Annotated in this window: 17 protein-coding genes and 1 rRNA gene; 3 read left to right on the forward strand and 15 right to left on the reverse strand. The window is 62.3% G+C overall.

Annotation, left to right across the window (positions count from 1 at the left end; all coding sequences use genetic code 11):
* Position 1 precedes the first annotated feature (1 nt).
* Positions 2–1,411 (forward strand): amidase, encoded by a 1,410-nt coding sequence (locus tag N436_RS06110; protein WP_110740615.1) that lies wholly within the window; start codon positions 2–4, stop codon positions 1,409–1,411.
* A gap of 154 nt (positions 1,412–1,565) precedes the next feature.
* Here the strand turns inward: N436_RS06110 and N436_RS06115 are convergent, their stop codons facing one another.
* The 5 genes from N436_RS06115 to N436_RS06135 are packed head-to-tail and all read right to left on the reverse strand — an operon-like array spanning position 1,566 to position 4,390.
* On the reverse strand, positions 1,566–2,663 hold the full coding sequence (locus tag N436_RS06115; protein ID WP_110740616.1) for an FAD-binding oxidoreductase: 1,098 nt from the start codon (positions 2,661–2,663) through the stop codon (positions 1,566–1,568).
* Between the two features lie 54 nt (positions 2,664–2,717).
* Positions 2,718–3,107 carry a type IV pilin protein gene (locus N436_RS06120; protein WP_019099324.1) on the reverse strand — a complete coding sequence of 130 codons (390 nt, stop codon included), beginning with the start codon at positions 3,105–3,107 and terminating at the stop codon, positions 2,718–2,720.
* Position 3,108: 1 nt separating this feature from the next.
* A complete protein-coding gene (locus N436_RS06125; RefSeq protein ID WP_110740617.1) occupies positions 3,109–3,573 on the reverse strand; it encodes a hypothetical protein in 465 nt (154 codons plus the stop codon).
* Positions 3,570–4,211: a PilW family protein gene (locus tag N436_RS06130; RefSeq protein ID WP_110740618.1), complete on the reverse strand. Its 642-nt coding sequence runs from the start codon at positions 4,209–4,211 to the stop codon at positions 3,570–3,572. Before N436_RS06130 ends, N436_RS06125 begins: the two co-directional genes overlap by 4 nt.
* The gene (locus tag N436_RS06135) at positions 4,208–4,390 is read right to left on the reverse strand and encodes a prepilin-type N-terminal cleavage/methylation domain-containing protein (RefSeq protein ID WP_110740619.1); all 183 of its coding nucleotides are present in this window, start codon (positions 4,388–4,390) and stop codon (positions 4,208–4,210) included. Before N436_RS06135 ends, N436_RS06130 begins: the two co-directional genes overlap by 4 nt.
* Before the next feature lie 109 nt (positions 4,391–4,499).
* Here N436_RS06135 and N436_RS06140 point away from each other — a divergent pair, with 109 nt between their 5' ends.
* On the forward strand, positions 4,500–4,985 hold the full coding sequence (locus N436_RS06140) for a GspH/FimT family pseudopilin (RefSeq protein WP_105945540.1): 486 nt from the start codon (positions 4,500–4,502) through the stop codon (positions 4,983–4,985).
* Here the strand turns inward: N436_RS06140 and ispH are convergent, their stop codons facing one another.
* The 6 genes from ispH to murJ all read right to left on the reverse strand — a co-directional run bounded on the left by ispH (position 4,986) and on the right by murJ (position 12,321).
* A complete protein-coding gene (gene ispH / locus N436_RS06145) occupies positions 4,986–5,933 on the reverse strand; it encodes a 4-hydroxy-3-methylbut-2-enyl diphosphate reductase (protein WP_016713410.1) in 948 nt (315 codons plus the stop codon).
* Positions 5,934–5,947: 14 nt separating this feature from the next.
* Positions 5,948–6,385 carry an FKBP-type peptidyl-prolyl cis-trans isomerase gene (gene fkpB / locus N436_RS06150; protein ID WP_003247607.1) on the reverse strand — a complete coding sequence of 146 codons (438 nt, stop codon included), beginning with the start codon at positions 6,383–6,385 and terminating at the stop codon, positions 5,948–5,950.
* Positions 6,378–6,893: a signal peptidase II gene (lspA, locus tag N436_RS06155; protein WP_105945539.1), complete on the reverse strand. Its 516-nt coding sequence runs from the start codon at positions 6,891–6,893 to the stop codon at positions 6,378–6,380. The genes fkpB and lspA overlap by 8 nt, the downstream gene beginning before the upstream one ends.
* Positions 6,886–9,717 carry an isoleucine--tRNA ligase gene (gene ileS / locus N436_RS06160; protein WP_110740620.1) on the reverse strand — a complete coding sequence of 944 codons (2,832 nt, stop codon included), beginning with the start codon at positions 9,715–9,717 and terminating at the stop codon, positions 6,886–6,888. The genes lspA and ileS overlap by 8 nt, the downstream gene beginning before the upstream one ends.
* A complete protein-coding gene (gene ribF, locus N436_RS06165; protein WP_110740621.1) occupies positions 9,714–10,664 on the reverse strand; it encodes a bifunctional riboflavin kinase/FAD synthetase in 951 nt (316 codons plus the stop codon). Before ribF ends, ileS begins: the two co-directional genes overlap by 4 nt.
* A 118-nt stretch (positions 10,665–10,782) precedes the next feature.
* A complete protein-coding gene (gene murJ / locus N436_RS06170; RefSeq protein ID WP_016713415.1) occupies positions 10,783–12,321 on the reverse strand; it encodes a murein biosynthesis integral membrane protein MurJ in 1,539 nt (512 codons plus the stop codon).
* Positions 12,322–12,571: 250 nt separating this feature from the next.
* Between murJ and rpsT the strand changes: the two genes are divergently transcribed.
* Positions 12,572–12,850, forward strand: coding sequence for a 30S ribosomal protein S20 (rpsT, locus tag N436_RS06175; protein ID WP_003247625.1), 279 nt, complete (start codon positions 12,572–12,574; stop codon positions 12,848–12,850).
* Between the two features lie 198 nt (positions 12,851–13,048).
* On the opposite strand, the gene N436_RS06180 is transcribed toward rpsT, so the two are convergent.
* From N436_RS06180 to rrf, 4 genes are all read right to left on the reverse strand, one after another.
* Positions 13,049–15,349, reverse strand: a complete 2,301-nt coding sequence (locus tag N436_RS06180) for a PqiB family protein (RefSeq protein WP_110740622.1) — start codon at positions 15,347–15,349, stop codon at positions 13,049–13,051.
* Positions 15,342–15,965, reverse strand: a complete 624-nt coding sequence (locus N436_RS06185) for a paraquat-inducible protein A (RefSeq protein ID WP_060501363.1) — start codon at positions 15,963–15,965, stop codon at positions 15,342–15,344. Before N436_RS06185 ends, N436_RS06180 begins: the two co-directional genes overlap by 8 nt.
* A complete protein-coding gene (locus N436_RS06190; protein WP_110740623.1) occupies positions 15,952–16,611 on the reverse strand; it encodes a paraquat-inducible protein A in 660 nt (219 codons plus the stop codon). Before N436_RS06190 ends, N436_RS06185 begins: the two co-directional genes overlap by 14 nt.
* A 251-nt stretch (positions 16,612–16,862) precedes the next feature.
* Positions 16,863–16,978 (reverse strand): 5S ribosomal RNA (gene rrf, locus N436_RS06195).
* Between the last annotated feature and the right edge of the window lie 150 nt (positions 16,979–17,128).

Raw genomic sequence — 17,128 nt, forward strand, 5'->3', positions numbered from 1 at the left:
GATGACCCAGAAAACCGCGTTGGGTGAGTTCACCGCCGTCGAATTGCTCGAACTGTACCAGCGCCGTCAGCTGTCGCCGGTCGAGGTGGTCGACGACGTGCTGACGCGCATCGACCTGCACAACCCGGCAGTCAACGCCTTCTGCCATGTCGACGGTGAAGGTGCTCGCGCCGCCGCCCGCGCCAGCGAGCAGCGCTGGCAACGGGGCGAGCCCTGTGGCCGGCTGGATGGCGTACCCGCCTCGATCAAGGACCTGACCCTGACCCGTGGCATGCCCACCCGCAAGGGGTCACGCACCACCTCCGGCGCTGGGCCGTGGGACGTCGATGCTCCCTTCACCGCGCTCATGCGTGAAGCTGGCGCAGTGCTGGTGGGCAAGACCACCACGCCGGAGTTCGGCTGGAAGGGGGTGACGGACAACCCGCTGTACGGCATCACCCGCAACCCCTGGGATACCAGGCTGACTGCCGGAGGCTCGTCGGGGGGGGCTGCGGCCGCCGCTGCACTGAACCTGGGGGTGCTGCACCAGGGTAGCGATGCCGGGGGCTCAATTCGTATCCCGTGTGCCTTTACCGGCACCTTCGGCATCAAACCGACCTTCGGCTATGTGCCGCAATGGCCGGCCAGCGCCATGACCGTGCTGTCGCACCTGGGGCCGATGACGCGTACCGTAGACGACGCGGTACTGATGCTCGACTGCGTCGCCCGCCCCGATGCCCGTGACGGGCTGGCCGGCGCACCACGGCAGGCGCCGTGGATGGGCCAGCAGCAAGACCTGAGCGGCCTGCGCATTGCCTACAGTGCCAACTTCGGTTACGTGCAGGTCGACCCGCAAATCCAGGCACTGGTAGCGCAAGCAGTGCAGCGCCTGGCACGGCTGGGCGCGCAGGTGGAAGAGGTGGACCCGGGGTTCAGCGACCCGCTGGAAACCTTCAATACCCTGTGGTTTGCCGGGGCGGCGCGGTTGGCCAGTGCCTTGAGCGATGAACAGCGAGCGTTGCTTGACCCCGGGCTACGCTGGATTGCCGAGCAAGGCGCCAGGATCGGCCTTGGCGAATATACCCAGGCGCTGGAAGCACGGGCAGCGCTGATTGCGCAGATGAATGCCTTCCACCAGCGCTATGACGTGCTGGTATCGCCGATGCTGCCGCTGGTGGCATTCGAAGCCGGGCACAACGTGCCGCCTGGGTCGGGGATGGCGCAGTGGATGGAGTGGACGCCGTTCAGCTACCCGTTCAACCTCACACAGCAGCCAGCGGCTTCGGTGCCTTGCGGGTTCACTCGCGAGGGGTTACCGGTGGGGCTGCAGGTGGTAGCCGGGCGCTTTGCCGATGAGCAGGTGCTGCGGGTGTGCAAGGTGTATGAACAGCATTACCCGAGCCGGCACCTGCAGGCACCGATAACCGGCTGAAATCGCTAACTGTGCCCTCCCTGTGGGAGCGGCCTTGTGTCGCGAAAGGGCCGCAAAGCGGCCCCGGCAATTCCAGCTGTGTAGCGGGATTCCCCGGGGCTGCTGCGCAGCCCATCGCGACACAAGGCCGCTCCCACAGGTACTGCATGGGCCCTCAGCCCAAGCGCCCTTCTGGGGCATAGGGCGCTGGGTCGATGATCGGCTCAGTACCGGTCAACAGGTCGGTGAACAACTGGCACGAAGCCGGCGCCAGCACCAGCCCATTACGGTAATGGCCGCAGTTCAGCCACAACCCAGCATACCCCGGCACCGGCCCGATAAACGGAATGCCTTCCGGCGACCCCGGCCGCAGTCCCGCCCAGTGCCCAACCACGGTGGCCCCCTCAAGCTCAGGCAACAACTCCACCGCCGATGCCTTCAGGCTTTCCAGCGCATCCCCGGTCGGGGTTTTGTCATACCCGGCATGTTCCAGCGTACTGCCCACCAGAATGTGCCCATCGCGACGCGGGATCGCGTAGCGCCCCTTGGCCAGCACCATGCTCGGCAAGAAATCTTCGGCACACTTGAACAAAATCATCTGGCCCTTCACCGGCTCCACCGGCAGCTCAAGGCCAACGGTACGCAAGAGGTCGCCACTCCAGGCGCCAGCACTGAGCACCACCTCATCCGCCGCCAGCACGCCATCAGCCATCTGCACACCGGTCACACGCCCGTCTTGCTGAACGAAGCCGGTGATCTGACAGTGTTCGCGCAGGGTTACGTTCGGCAGCGCCAGCAACGCCGCCTTCAGCGACTTGACCAGGCGCGGGTTGCGCACATTGGCCACGCCAGCCATGTAGATGGCGCGCTTGAAGCCCGGGCCCAGCACCGGCACCGCATCATAGGCCGCCGAGATATCCACGGCACTCAGCGGCCGCTGTTCGCGCTCGGCCCAGGCCAGCGCTTCGGCCTCGTCGTCCAGGTCCAGCCAATACAGGCCGGTGGTGTGCACTTCGGGGTCGACGCCAGTGCTGGCGAACAAACGCTCGCCCAGCTGTGGATAAAAGTCCTGCGACCAGTGCGCCAGGGCGGTCACCGCCGGGCTGTAGCGCCACGGGTACAGCGGCGAAACAATGCCACCACCGGCCCACGACGACTCACGGCCGACCTCGCCCTGGTCACACACCACCACCTGCCCGACCTTCGCCGCCAGGTTGAACGCCGTCAGCAGGCCGATCACCCCGCCGCCGACCACCACTACTTGCTTGCTCATCTGTCGATCCAACACCTGAAGTAAAACCGCGATGCACCGGGCATCATCCAACCTTCAGCTTCCCCAGCAGTGGGCGCCGTGTTCAACAGCACCCGGATTGCGCTGCACGCCGGCCTGGTCAAGCTGGAAGTCGCCACAGCCATCCTGCGCCATCAGCCCATGCGGCAGCCGCCGGGCGCGCAGTGTGAAGGTGTCGCTGTCGCGCTGGGCCTGCAGGCTGTAATAGCGGGTGCCGTCGGGCAAGGCCGGGTCGCCTTCGGCGTATTGGCCGGTGCGCACGCGGTGGCGCTCCAGGCGCAGGGCGGCATCGTGCAGCAGGCCAACCACTTCGCTGCGCGCGGCTCGCCGAAGCTGGTCGCTGTAACTGGGGTAGGCAATGGCTGCCAGAATGCCGGTCACGGCCAGCACAATCAACAACTCGATCAGGCTCAAGCCTTGCTGCATGTCAGTCTCCTCTCAGTCTTTGCCGCCAGGTGATGCGCTGGATTGTGTCGTCAGCTACGGCGTAGACGGCTTCCAGCACCTGCCGGGCTTGTGCTTGCTGGCTGACGGCGGTTACCCGGTACAACGCAACTGGCTGCCCTTCCGGCATGTACGCAACGCGCTCGCTCATGCCTAGATGCTGGATCTGGAAGTAGCCGCTTTTGCTGCGCTGCCACTGCCCAGTCAAATCGTGCGGGTGCGGCGGAGGCTGGCACATCTGGCATTTGCCCGGAGGTGCCCGCAGCAGTTCATCTGCCCCGGCCTGCAATGTGGCCTCTGCCTCTTCGAACGCCAGCAGGCCATCGCGCAGGTAGCCGGCCATGCGCGTCTCCACCAAGGCATCACGCAAGGCAGAGGCTGTCAGCAAGCCGAGCAGCAGGCTCAGTACCAACGCCAACAGCAGCACGACACCGCGTTGACGCTTCATGGCCCCGGCACCCGATTGCGCAGCGCCACGCTCAGTTCATGGCGCTGTTCGAGTTTGAGCGTGGGCTCGTACAACATCAGCGTGATGTCTACCCTCTCCCCCTGCGGCGTTTGCACACGTTCGAAGCGCGCCTCTCGCACATTCTCGACCAGCGGTTGGAAGTTGCCTTTTCGCTTGAACCTCAGCTTATTGCCATGGAACTGATAGACGTACTGGCTGATGGGGAACGTCAGTGGGTAACCCTCTACCGTTTTTTTATCCACGCGTACTTTTTCGATGCAGTCCGTCTGCAACACCCAGTCACCGTTGCCAGTTTTTCCTGACAACTCCGCCACAACCAGGCTGAGGGTAGTGGCTTCAACCTCCAGGGGGCGGGCGAAAGCCTGCCGCGCAGCCGGGTCCTCAAAGTCGTCAGGTCTAATCCGCAGGCAACCAAACATCCCTGCCATGCGGATATCCTGCGCCATGCGCAGCAAAGCCAGTCGTGCCTCATCCTGCATGCGCACTGCCGTACTTTGCAGACGCCAGGTCTGGTGTGCGGAGGTAAAGAGCTGGCTGGCCGCTGCCAGCAGCATCAACCCGATGGCCAGCGCCATCACCATCTCAATTAGACCGAACCCAATCTGGCGGCGCCTCATCGCCGCCTCCGCTCATGCTCGCTGTGCACCGCCATTGCAGCCAGCCCATCACGACGTGCGCCGTCCGCAGCCTGCAATGCCTGCAACTGCATCGCTGCCGTTGCGAACATGCCCACGGCCACAACCACGACTGCCAACAACACTTCCAGGAGCGTCATGCCCCGTTGCCTTGCGTGCATCCCTGCACCTCCCGCGACTTTTCCTGCAATAGCCCTGAACCCGGCCGACTAGACGGCTTGGCCGACGAACGTGAAGCTATAGCCAAGCACTTCCAGGGAGGAATGCACGGTGAAGCAACGAGGCGTAACACTGATTCAAATGTTGTCGGCCTTAGCCGTGGCCGTCTTGCTGACACAGCTCGGTATACCGGCCTACGCAACGATGAGCGATGACCTACACCGGGCGGCAGCGGCCCGCGATTTGGCGCAAGCACTGCGCAGTGCGCGCAGCCATGCCATGCTGCAATCCCAACCGGTGCTGGTGCAGGCGTTGGACGGTAATTGGGGGAATGGTTGGCGGGTAGTGCTGGAGCATAACCAGCAAGTACTGCGTGAACATCGGCTTTCTCGACCAATGAAAATCACAGCGAATACTGGCGGAGAAGTGAAGTTCAGTGCTTTGGGTGTTCCGATGCAGCCAAACAACGCCCAGATGAGCGGCAGGCTTGTAGTCTGCGATAAACCCACCAGTCCCTATCGTGTGTTTATGGCAAGCACCGGCAGAATAGACCTGCGCACAGACAATCCCAATGATCCTCTGTGCGCAGGTTCCTGATCAGATCAGCGAACGAACCCGCAGCTCTTTAGGCATCGAGAACGTGATGTTTTCTTCCCGTCCATCCAGCTCTTCAGCGCCAGTCGCGCCCCAGGCCTTGAGCTGCTCGATCACGCCACGCACCAGCACTTCGGGGGCCGAAGCACCGGCGGTGATGCCGATTCGAGCGGCCTGGTCGAACCAACCTTGTTGCAGGTCTTCGGCACCGTCGATCAGGTAAGCCGGGGTGCCCATACGCTCGGCCAGCTCGCGCAGGCGGTTGGAGTTGGAGCTGTTCGGGCTGCCCACCACCAGCACCACATCACATTCACCGGCCAGTTGCTTCACGGCATCCTGGCGGTTCTGGGTGGCGTAGCAGATGTCGTCCTTGCGAGGGCCACCGATGTTCGGGAAGCGTGCACGCAGGGCGTCGATGACGCGGCTGGTGTCGTCCATCGACAACGTGGTCTGGGTCACGAAGGCCAGGTGGTCCGGGTCGCGCACCTGCAGCTTGGCCACATCCTCTTCGTCTTCGACGAGGTAGATGGAGCCGCCGTTGCTGGCGTCGTACTGGCCCATGGTGCCTTCGACTTCCGGGTGCCCTTCGTGGCCGATGAGAATGCACTCACGACCGTCGCGGCTGTACTTGGCCACCTCGATATGCACCTTGGTCACCAGCGGGCAGGTGGCATCGAACACTTTCAGGCCACGGCCAGCCGCTTCCTGGCGCACAGCCTGGGAAACACCGTGGGCACTGAAGATGACAATGACATCGTCCGGCACCTGGTCCAGCTCTTCGACGAAGATGGCACCGCGGTTGCGCAGGTCTTCCACCACGAACTTGTTGTGCACCACTTCGTGACGCACATAGATCGGCGGGCCGAAAACTTCCAGCGCGCGGTTGACGATCTCGATCGCCCGGTCGACCCCCGCGCAGAAGCCGCGAGGGTTGGCGAGTTTGATTTGCATGCTCGGCTCCAGGCTTACAGGGCCTTCACCTCGAGGATCTCCACCTCGAAGGTCAGGGTCTTGCCAGCCAGTGGGTGATTGAAGTCGATGGTCACCTGGTCGTCATCGAACGCTTTGACCACACCCGGCAGCTCGGTGTTGGCGGCGTCGTTGAAGATGATCAGCAGCCCTTCGGACAGCTCCATGCCTTCGAAGTTGGACCGCGGCATGACTTGCACGTTTTGCGGGTTGGGCTGGCCGAAGGCGTTCTCCGGGGCCACCACCACAGTACGCTTGTCACCGGCCTTGAAGCCGAACAGCGCGTTTTCGAAACCTGGCAGCAGGTTGCCGTCGCCCACCTTGAAGGTGGCCGGGGCCTTGTCGAACGTGCTGTCGACGGTGTCGCCGTTTTCCAGGTGCAGCGCGAAGTGCAGGGTGACTTCGGTGTTCTGGCCGATACGGGTGTCAGTCATGGACCGGATCCTCGGACTTCTTGCTCTTGAACATATCCAGCGCCAGCATCACCGCACCAACGGTAATGGCGCTGTCGGCCAGGTTGAAGGCCGGGAAGTAATGGCGGTTTTGCCAGTGCACCAGGATGAAGTCGACCACATGGCCCAGCACGACGCGGTCGTACAGGTTACCGATCGCGCCACCCAGCACCAGCGACAGCGCCACGGCCAGCCAGGTCTCGTTGCGCCCCAGGCGCTTGAGCCACACCACCAGCACGGCACTGACCACCACGGCGATCAGGGCGAACAGCCAGCGCTGCCAGCCCGCGCCATCAGCCAGGAAGCTGAAGGCGGCGCCGGTGTTGTAGGCCAGGGTCCAGCTGAAGTAGTCCGGGATGACGACAATCTGCTGGTACATGGTCAAGGCGTTGTTGAAATACAGCTTGGTGGCCTGGTCGAGGACCAGGACCAGCAAGCTCAGCCAAAGCCATGCAAGGCGCCCGAAGCGCCCCGCTGCAGGGTTAGGCATAGTGACGCACCTCGCCCGAACCGCTCAGGTTGTCGACGCAACGGCTGCAGATTTCCGGGTGCTCCGGGTGGCTGCCGACGTCGGCGCGGAAGTGCCAGCAACGGCCGCACTTGGCGTGACCGGACTTGACCACTTTCAGCTTGAGGCCTTCGACTTCGGTAGCCACAGCATCCGCTGGCGCCTGCACGAACGGCACCACGCTGGCGGCAGAAGTGATCAGCACGAAGCGCAGTTCGTCGCCCAGTTTGCCCAGGTCGGCGCTCAGGCCTTCGTCGGCGTACAGGGTGACTTCGGCCTGCAGGTTGCCGCCGATGACCTTGGCGGTACGCTGGTTTTCCAGCTCCTTGTTGACCGAGGCCTTCACTGCCATCACGCGGTCCCAGTAGGCGCGGTCCAGCTCGGTGCCTTCCGGCAGTTCGCTCAGGCCCTGGTACCAGCCGTTGAGCATCACCGACTCGTTGCGCTCGCCCGGCAGGTACTGCCAGATTTCATCGGCGGTGAATGCCAGGATCGGCGCGATCCAGCGCACCAGCGCTTCGCTGATGTGGTACAGCGCTGTCTGGCAGGAACGGCGGGCGACACTGTTGGCGCCGGTGGTGTACTGGCGGTCCTTGATGATGTCGAGGTAGAAGCCGCCCAGCTCCTGAACGCAGAAGTTGTGCACTTTGGAGTAGACGTTCCAGAAACGGTACTCGCTGTAGTGCTCTTCCAGCTCGCGTTGCAGCAACAGGGTGCGGTCCACGGCCCAGCGGTCCAGTGCCAGCATGTTTTCCGGGGCCAGCAGGTCGCGGGCCGGGTCGAAGCCGGACAGGTTGGACAGCAGGAAGCGTGCGGTATTGCGGATACGGCGGTAGGCGTCGGCGCTGCGCTGCAGGATCTGCTCGGAAACCGCCATTTCACCGGAGTAGTCGGTAGCGGAAACCCACAGGCGCAGGATGTCGGCACCCAGGGTGTTGTTGACCTTCTCCGGCTCGATGGTGTTGCCAAGCGACTTGGACATCTTGCGGCCGTTCTCGTCCACGGTGAAGCCGTGGGTCAGCAGCTCGCGGTATGGCGCATGGTTGTCGATGGCGCAACCGGTGAGCAAGGAAGAGTGGAACCAGCCGCGGTGCTGGTCGGAACCTTCCAGGTACAGGTCGGCACGCGGGCCGGTAGCGTGGCCGATGTCGTGCGAGCCACGCAATACGTGCCAGTGGGTGGTGCCCGAGTCGAACCACACGTCGAGGGTGTCGGCGATCTTGTCGTACTGGTCGGCTTCAGTGCCCAGCAGCTCGGCAGCGTCCAGCTTGAACCAGGCTTCGATGCCTTCCTGTTCGACGCGCTTGGCCACGGCTTCCATCAGCTCGACGGTGCGCGGGTGCAGCTCGCCGGTTTGCTTGTGCAGGAAGAACGGGATCGGTACACCCCAGTTGCGCTGACGGGAGATGCACCAGTCCGGGCGGTTGGCGATCATCGAATGCAGACGCGCCTGGCCCCAGGCCGGGACGAACTTGGTCTCTTCGATGGCCTTCAGGGCGCGCTCACGCAGCGGCTCGCCAGTAGACGGCTGCTTGTCCATGCCCACGAACCACTGCGCGGTGGCGCGGTAGATCAGCGGGGTTTTGTGACGCCAGCAGTGCATGTAGCTGTGGCTGATGGTTTCGGTGTGCATCAGCGCACCGACTTCGCTCAGCTTCTCGACGATGGCCGGATTGGCCTTCCAGATGAACTGGCCGCCGAAGAAGGGCAGCGACTCGACATATACACCGTTGCTCTGCACCGGGGTGAGGATGTCGTCATTGACCATGCCGTAGCGTTTGCAGGTGACGAAGTCGTCTTCACCGTAGGCTGGCGAGGAGTGCACCACGCCGGTACCGGCGCCCAGCTCGACGTAGTCAGCCAGGTAGATCGGCGACAGGCGGTCGTAGAACGGGTGGCGGAAGTTGATCAGTTCCAGCGCCGAACCTTGCGCGGTAGCGATGACCGAACCTTCCAGGTTGTAGCGCTTGAGGCACGACTCGACCAGCTCTTCTGCCAGCACCAGCAGGCGCTCACCGGTATCGACCAAGGCGTATTTGAACTCCGGGTGGATGTTCAGCGCCTGGTTGGCCGGGATGGTCCACGGGGTGGTGGTCCAGATCACGATGGCGGCTGGCTTGGCCAGCGCATCCAGGCCGAAAGCGGCGGCCAGCTTGGCCTCGTCGGCAACCGGGAAGGCCACGTCGATGGTCTGGGATTTCTTGTCGGCGTACTCGACCTCGGCCTCGGCCAGCGCCGAACCGCAATCGAAGCACCAGTTCACAGGCTTGAGGCCCTTGAACACGAAGCCTTGCTTGACCATTTCGGCCAGAGCGCGGATTTCGCCGGCTTCGTTGGCGAAGTTCATGGTCTTGTACGGGTTGTCCCAGTCACCCAGCACACCCAGGCGGATGAACTCGGTCTTCTGCCCTTCGATCTGCTCGGCAGCATACTCGCGGCACAGCTCGCGGGTGCGGTCGGCGGACAGGTGCTTGCCGTGGGTTACCTCGACCTTGTGCTCGATCGGCAGGCCATGGCAGTCCCAGCCCGGCACGTACGGCGCATCGAAGCCGGCCAGGGTCTTGGAACGGACGATCATGTCCTTGAGGATCTTGTTCAGCGCATGACCGATGTGAATCTTGCCGTTGGCATAGGGCGGGCCGTCGTGCAGGACGAACTTGGGACGATCCTTGCCAATTTCGCGCAGCTTCTGGTACAGGCCAATGCTGTCCCAGCGCTGCAGGATCTGCGGTTCGCGCTGAGGCAGGCCGGCCTTCATGGGGAAGGCGGTGTCCGGAAGGTTAAGCGTGGCTTTGTAGTCGGTCATTTCAGGCTCTTCGTTAGCGGTTGAGCGTGCCAATGTGCACGTGCGGCGGCGATATCCGCATCGATCGCCGACTTCAGCGCCTCCAGGGAGGCGAATCGCTGCTCTTCACGCAGCTTGTGGTGGAACTCCACCGTCAGGCGCCGGCCGTAAAGGTCGCCGGCATAATCCAGCAGATGAATCTCCAGGTGCGGGCGCCCATCACCGGCAACGGTGGGGCGCACGCCGATATTGCCGACACCCGGCCAGGCCTTGCCGTCGATCTCGATGCAGGCCAGGTAGACCCCGGACAGCGGCACGCGGCGGCGCTTGAGCTGGATGTTGGCGGTAGGTGTGCCGAGCTGGCGGGCCAGCTTCTGGCCATGCAGCACGCGGCCGGTGATGCTGTACGGGCGGCCCAGCAGGTGCTCGGCCAGCTCGAAGTTGCCCTCGGACAGCGCTTTGCGCACTTCGGTGCTGCTGACCCGCAGGCCGTCCTGGATCACCGTATTGGCGGCCTCGACGGTGAACCCGTACTGCTTGCCGGCCTCGACCAGGAAGGCGAAGTCACCGGCGCGGTCACAGCCAAAGCGGAAGTCGTCACCCACTTCAAGGTGACGCACACCCAGGCCGTCAACCAGGATGGCCTTGACGAAGGCATCGGCGCTGAGCTTGCTCAGCCGCTGGTTGAACGCCAGGCACAGCACCCGGTCGATACCTTCGGCGGCCAGTAGCTCGACCTTGTCGCGCAGGCGTGCCAGACGCGCCGGTGCGGTATCGGGGGCGAAATACTCGCGCGGTTGCGGTTCGAAGATCACCACACAGGTCGGCAGGCCCAACGCCTGGCCGCGCTCGCGCAGGCGCGCCAGGATTGCCTGGTGGCCGCGGTGAACCCCGTCGAAGTTGCCAATGGTGGCGACACAGCCCCGGTGCTCGGGGCGCAGGTTGTGAAGACCTCGAACCAGCTGCATAACGCGCTTCTTGCTCATAAAGTGGCCGATTATAACCACACCCGGGCGCTGGTGACAGGCAGCAGCGCCCAAGGGCGGCGTGGAATGTGAAAAACCGACGCCTGACCCGTCCGAAGCCTCAGTGCAGGGCCTTGCGGGCGAAATGCCGGGGCCGGAAGCCGCACAGGTACAGGCAACCGAAATACGTCACCACACCTGCCAGGATCAACGCCCCCAGGCGCAGCAGGCGCTCAAGCATGTTGCCCTGCTCCCAGGCCGGCAGGTAGTGCATGCCGGCCAGCAGTACCGCCGACATCAACCCCACTGCCAGCACCAGTTTGAGCAGGAACATCGCCCAGCCGGGCTGCGGCTGGAACAGCTGCTGGCTGCGCAGCTTCCAGAACAACAGGCCGGCGTTCAGGCAGGCGCCCAGACTGATCGCCAGGGCCAGGCCGGCATGGGCCAGCGGGCCGATCAGGGCCAGGTTGAACAGCTGGGTGCAGACCAGGGTGAAAATCGCGATCTTCACCGGTGTGCGGATATTCTGCTGCGCATAGAAGCCGGGTGCCAGTACCTTGACCAGAATGATCGCCAGCAAGCCCACGGAATAGGCAATCAGCGCACGCTGGGTCATGGCCGCGTCAACCGCACTGAACTTGCCGTACTGGAACAGCGCCACGGTCAGCGGCTCGGCAAGGATGGCCAGGGCCAAGGTGCATGGCAGTACCAGCAGGAAGCACAACCGCAGGCCCCAGTCGAGGATTCGCGAATACTCCTCGCGGTCCTTGTTGGCATAGGTCTTGGCCAAAGTCGGCAGCAGGATGGTGCCCAGGGCCACGCCGAGCACGCCCGAGGGCAGCTCCATGAGGCGGTCGGCGTAGTACATCCACGACACCGAGCCGGCCACCAGGAATGACGCGAAGATGGTGTTGATGATCAGCGAAATCTGGCTTACCGAAACCCCGAGAATCGCCGGCAGCATCTGCTTCAGTACCCGCCATACACCCGCGTCCTTGAGGTTCAGGCGCGGCAGCACGAGCATGCCGATCTTTTTCAGCGCTGGCAGCTGGTACAGCAGCTGCGCCAGGCCACCGGCCAGCACGCCCCAGGCCAAAGCCATGATCGGTGGGTCGAAGTACGGCGTCAGCAGCACAGCGAAGGCGATCATCGCCACGTTCAGCAGGGTCGGGGTGAAGGCGGGTACCGAAAAACGGTTCCAGGTATTGAGGATCGCCCCGGCCAGGGAAGACAGCGAGATCAGCAATATATAAGGAAAAGTCACCCGCAACAGCGCAGTGGTCAGCTCGTATTTTTCCGCGCTGTCGACAAAGCCCGGGGCTGTCGCCCACACGACCCACGGTGCCGCCAGGATGCCGATGGCAGTCACCAAGGCCAGGACCAGGGTCAACAGGCCACTGACATATGCGATGAAAGTGCGAGTCGCCTCCTCGCCTTGCTGGGTCTTGTATTCGGCCAGGATCGGCACGAAGGCTTGGGAGAACGCACCTTCGGCAAAGATGCGTCGCAGCAGGTTGGGCAGCTTGAACGCGATAAAAAAGGCGTCCGTGGCAACGCCGGCACCAAAGATGCGGGCCAGGATGGTGTCGCGAACAAAGCCCAGCACCCGCGAAATCATGGTGATCGAGCTTACTGCAGCCAGGGATTTGAGCAGGTTCATCGAAAAGATTCACGCCAATGACAGAGGACGCTGCCAGACAGCGTCCGAATGTGCGATACTCCCGCGCCTTCGCAGGGGAGCCAAAAATTCCCGAGTGTACAGGTCGCGCAGCAGAAAGGAATCTTTCCCGCTTGTTGGCGCACCGCTCGGCGGAACCTTGCAGGTGGCCTTGACATCCGGTCGACTGATCGGCATGATTCGCGGCCTATTTTGTTTGCTATTTACCTAAAGTCTTTCGAGGAGCTCGACGGTGGCCAACACACCTTCCGCCAAGAAACGTGCAAAACAGGCTGAGAAGCGTCGCAGCCACAACGCCAGCCTGCGTTCCATGGTCCGCACCTACATCAAGAATGTAGTTAAAGCCATCGACGCAAAAGACGCCGAAAAAGCGCAAGCCGCTTACGTTCTGGCTGTACCTGTAATCGACCGTATGGCCGACAAAGGTATCATCCACAAGAACAAGGCTGCTCGTCACAAAGGCCGTCTGAATGGCCACATCAAGGCGCTGAAAGAAGCTGCAGCTGCCTAAGCGACGTGCTAGTCGAAAAGCCGACCCTAGGGTCGGCTTTTTGTTGCCTGCGATTTGATGGACCTGCCCAAGTAACCTGATCTGACCTCATCGCCGGCAAGCCAGCTCCCACAGGGACTGTGCAAGCCTTGAGTCTGGCGGTACTCCTGTGGGAGCTGGCTTGCCGGCGATGGGCCGCAAAGCGGCCCTCTTTGCCATCTACTTGGCTATCTGAATCTTCGGCGCCCACTGCAGCCATTCATCCTCGGCCTTGTCGAACAAGGCGAAGGTCTGCTGTGGCCGAGCCGGGTTACCCATTTGCTCGCCATCTGGCGTAGCGAACGCGATACCACCGTCGATCAGGGTTTCCACCGACTCGGTACGCACCGTAGCCCCCTTGAACAGCCCCCAGTCGAAACCGAAGCCACTGCTGTTCCAGAAGCGGCTACCACTGCGCACCAAAGCCGCATAGCGTGGCTCGATAAGGATATGGATCAGCACGCGGTCGGCATTCTGGCCCAGCTCGAAGCCCGTCACCTTCCCCACCGCCACCTCCCGGTAGGTCACCGGCACACCGGGCTTGATCGAGCCCCGGCGTGGCGCACTGAGCGTCAATGGCAAACCGACCTCTGGCCCCGCCACCTGCGGGGCATCAGCCAAGGCGATGAAATCGCGCTGCGGGCCACGGTCCTTGGCCGCCGGCTGCACTTCCAGGTACTGCCCGCCCACAAGGGTGTCGAGGTTTTCGGTGCGCACCAGGCCCAAAGCCGGCTTGACCACCCAGAACTGCGTCCCGACACGGGCGATACGGTCGGCCGACTCGGTAATGCGAGCGCGCAGAAGCACCGCCTGCAGGTCATCGGTGAGGTCGACGCTTTCGATACTGCCCACATCCAGGCCACGGAAGCGGATCGCCGTGCCCGGCTTCAGGCCATCTGCCCGGTCAACGCGGATGGTAATCAAGGTACCCGCGCGGTTTACCGCCTCTTGGCTATCATGCAGGCGGAAACGTGGAATATGGCGCTTGAGCGCTACATCAGGGCGTGGCGTGTCGAAGGCGATACCACCGGCCATCAGCGTTTGCAGCGACTCACTCTTGATCTTGATGCCCGACAGGCCGCCCGTCAGGGTGATACCACTGACGTTCCAGAAGCGCGACGAACCGTTGACCAGCTTCTCGTACTCCTTCTCGATGTGTACACCGATGAGGATGCGGTTGCTGTTACGGGCAAACTGGTAGCTCTGCACGCTGCCCACCTTCACCTGGCGGTACATTACCGGGCTGCCGATTTCCAGCGAACCCAGGGTGTCGGCGAACAACACCATGTGCAGGCCCGGCGCCTTGAGGTCGAGCGGCGGCGCCTTGGCGCGGGCCTCGAACTCACGCTCGGGCCGTGCGCCCTTCTCGCCCGGACGAATGGCGATGTAGTTACCTTTGACCAACGCCTCCAGGCCGGTGATACCCGCCAGGGAAATCGACGGTTTGACCACCCAGAACTGCGTGCCTTCGACCAGGTAGTCCTCGGTCAGCGGGTCCAGGGTCAGCTCCGCTGATGCACTGGCCAGGTTGTCTTCCATCTTCAGGGCTTTCAGCGAGCCCACCTGGATGCCCTTGTACATGACCGGCGTGCGGCCTGCCTGCAGACCTTCATAGTCACTCAGTTTCACTTTGACGCGAATACCGGCCTGGGCTGCATCGAAGTCTTCATACAGACGGAACGGCAGGCTCGGGTCGGTGGGTGGGCTGTCCTTGCGGTATTCCGGCGTGGCAAAAGCGATACCACCGGCCACGATGCTCGACAGCGACTCGCTGCGCACCTTAACGCCCGAAAGCGAAGCATCGATGCTGACGCCGCTGGCGTTCCAGAAGCGCGTGTGCTTGCGCACCAGGCTGGCGTAGGCTGGCTCGATGAAGACTTTGACCTCTACAGTGCTCTGGTCCTCGGACAAGCGGTAGCTTTTTACGCGGCCAACCTGGATCTGCTTGTAGAACACCGGGCTGTCGCGGTTGAGCGAGCCCAGCCTGTCAGCTTTTAGCGTCAAATGCAGGCCCGGCTCCGTGTCCGAGAGCGGTGGTGCCACCTTCAATGCGGTGAAGCGCTTGGTGCGCTCCCCCTCCCCCGGGCTAACGGCGATGTAGTTACCCGATACCAACGTTTCAAGACCGGAAATACCCGCCAGGCTGACACTCGGCTTCACCAGCCAGAAGCGCGTGCCTTTGGTCAGGTGAGGCTCGGCGGCCTTGTTCATCTCGATGGTAGCGATCACACCCTGGTTCTCGCCCTTGGCGTCGAGCACCAGGCTAACCACCTTGCCAACCGGCATGCCCTTGTAGATCACCTCAGTCTTGTTGGCGACGATCCCCTCGCCAGACTCGAAACGGACTTCAATTTGCACGCCGGCATCACGGTAGGCTTGCCATGCGAGCCAGCCACCGATCATCAAGGCGATCAAAGGCAGGATCCAGATGGCCGACCAGTTCGAGGCTGGGCGGGTTTTAGCCGTTGGCAGGTCACTCATGGTCGTCATCCGACTCCGTGTTATCCCAAATCAGTCGGGGATCGAAAGTTAAAGCGGCAAGCATTGTCAGGATCACCACAGTTGCGAAGGCGACAGCGCCCAGGTTGGCTTCGACACTGGCTATTCGGCCGAAATTCACCACCGCCACCAAAATGGCAATGACAAAGATATCCAGCATGGACCAGCGCCCAATGAATTCGATAAAGCGGTACATCAAAATCCGTTGTCGGGCAGACAGCGGTTGCCGGCGCTGAACGGAGTACAGCAGCAAGCCGATACCCACCAGCTTGAACGTGGGCACCAGGATACTGGCAATGAACACCACAGCCGCAATGGGCACCATACCGTGCTTGAGCAGCGTGATGACGCCGGACATGATCGTGTCGGGGCTGCCCTGACCAAGCGTACTCACGGTCATGATCGGCAGCATGTTGGCCGGGATGTACAGGATCGATGCAGCAATCAGTAATGCCCAGGTACGCACGATGCTGTTCGGCCGGCGCGCATGCACGATGGCCCCGCAACGCGTACAGGTCTGTGAAGTGCTGTCGGGCTCTTGCCGGTTCAGCTCGTGACATTCATTGCAGACAAGAATGCCCGCATCAATCGCCCGCATGCAGGTCCTCCCCCGATAGCGCACTCCAGATCTGGTGAGGTGACATCACCACTTCGAGCCACACCTGAATCAATAGCAGGCTGATGAAGCAGAACAGCCCCAGGCCCACCGTCAATTCGGCCAGGTCCACCAACTTGACGATGGCCACAAGCACACCCATGAAATAGACCTCGAGCATGCCCCAATCACGCAGGTGGTGATAGATGCGGTAGAACAGCAGGCCGAAGCTGCGCCCCACATTCAGGCGGATACTCAGCAGCACTGCCAACTGGCAAAGCAGTTTTGCCAGGGGAATGGCCATGCTACACAGGAACACCACCACGGCTACGCCGCGCATTCCTGAGTTGTACAGGCCCAACACACCACTCCAGACAGTGTCGTCCGAGGTCTGGCCAAGCAGGTGCAACTGCATGATTGGCAGGAAATTGGCTGGCACGAAAAGCAACAAGGCGGTCAGTACCAAGGCCAGACTGCGGTTGACCACATTGTGTCGGTGAGCGTAGAGCTCGTAGCCACAGCGCGGGCATTGGGCTTTTTCGTCGTGCTGGAGCACGGGTTTGCGCAGCAGCAGGTCGCACTCGTGGCAAGCGACAAGCTCGTCCAGCGGCAACTGGGCCAGGGTTTCAGGTTCGACAGGGTTTGGCATATAGCGCTTCTGAATAGGTGCGTGGGCCTATTCTAGTGTTCTGGCTCGAATTGTGGGAGGGAGAGCTGTGGGAGCGGCTTTAGCCGCGAAGCAAGCGACGAGGAGGATGGCACCGGCTTTGCCGGTGTTCGCGGCTAAAGCCGCTCCTACAGGGATCTGGGCAAGGCCGAGACTTGCGTGAGCTTGGCTTTTTCGGGCCACAAAGACAAAACCCCTACCTGCATGTGCAGATAGGGGTTTTGCGAAATGAATCTTGACGATGACCTACTCTCACATGGGGAAACCCCACACTACCATCGGCGATGCATCGTTTCACTGCTGAGTTCGGGATGGGATCAGGTGGTTCCAATGCTCTATGGTCGTCAAGAAATTCTGTTGCCAGAAGATCCAGATGGATGCTCTAGCGAATTCGGATATGCGATATTTGTGGTCTTACGAATTTTCGGGTCTTTCGTCTTCACCACCACAATTCGGCTTACGCACAAATTGCTTGGGTGTTATATGGTCAAGCCTCACG

This window comes from Pseudomonas sp. RV120224-01b, assembly GCF_003208145.1.
Lineage (GTDB): Bacteria > Pseudomonadota > Gammaproteobacteria > Pseudomonadales > Pseudomonadaceae > Aquipseudomonas > Aquipseudomonas monteilii.

Excerpts from the sequence above, each read along its gene's own strand:
- N436_RS06110 (WP_110740615.1), top strand. The coding sequence starts at position 2 with ATGACCCAGAAAACCGCGTTGGGTGAGTTCACCGCCGTCGAATTGCTC.
- N436_RS06115 (WP_110740616.1), bottom strand. The coding sequence starts at position 2,663 with ATGAGCAAGCAAGTAGTGGTGGTCGGCGGCGGGGTGATCGGCCTGCTG.
- N436_RS06120 (WP_019099324.1), bottom strand. The coding sequence starts at position 3,107 with ATGCAGCAAGGCTTGAGCCTGATCGAGTTGTTGATTGTGCTGGCCGTG.
- N436_RS06125 (WP_110740617.1), bottom strand. The coding sequence starts at position 3,573 with ATGAAGCGTCAACGCGGTGTCGTGCTGCTGTTGGCGTTGGTACTGAGC.
- N436_RS06130 (WP_110740618.1), bottom strand. The coding sequence starts at position 4,211 with ATGAGGCGCCGCCAGATTGGGTTCGGTCTAATTGAGATGGTGATGGCG.
- N436_RS06135 (WP_110740619.1), bottom strand. The coding sequence starts at position 4,390 with ATGCACGCAAGGCAACGGGGCATGACGCTCCTGGAAGTGTTGTTGGCA.
- ispH (WP_016713410.1), bottom strand. The coding sequence starts at position 5,933 with ATGCAAATCAAACTCGCCAACCCTCGCGGCTTCTGCGCGGGGGTCGAC.
- fkpB (WP_003247607.1), bottom strand. The coding sequence starts at position 6,385 with ATGACTGACACCCGTATCGGCCAGAACACCGAAGTCACCCTGCACTTC.
- lspA (WP_105945539.1), bottom strand. The coding sequence starts at position 6,893 with ATGCCTAACCCTGCAGCGGGGCGCTTCGGGCGCCTTGCATGGCTTTGG.
- ileS (WP_110740620.1), bottom strand. The coding sequence starts at position 9,717 with ATGACCGACTACAAAGCCACGCTTAACCTTCCGGACACCGCCTTCCCC.
- ribF (WP_110740621.1), bottom strand. The coding sequence starts at position 10,664 with ATGCAGCTGGTTCGAGGTCTTCACAACCTGCGCCCCGAGCACCGGGGC.
- murJ (WP_016713415.1), bottom strand. The coding sequence starts at position 12,321 with ATGAACCTGCTCAAATCCCTGGCTGCAGTAAGCTCGATCACCATGATT.
- N436_RS06180 (WP_110740622.1), bottom strand. The coding sequence starts at position 15,349 with ATGAGTGACCTGCCAACGGCTAAAACCCGCCCAGCCTCGAACTGGTCG.
- N436_RS06185 (WP_060501363.1), bottom strand. The coding sequence starts at position 15,965 with ATGCGGGCGATTGATGCGGGCATTCTTGTCTGCAATGAATGTCACGAG.
- N436_RS06190 (WP_110740623.1), bottom strand. The coding sequence starts at position 16,611 with ATGCCAAACCCTGTCGAACCTGAAACCCTGGCCCAGTTGCCGCTGGAC.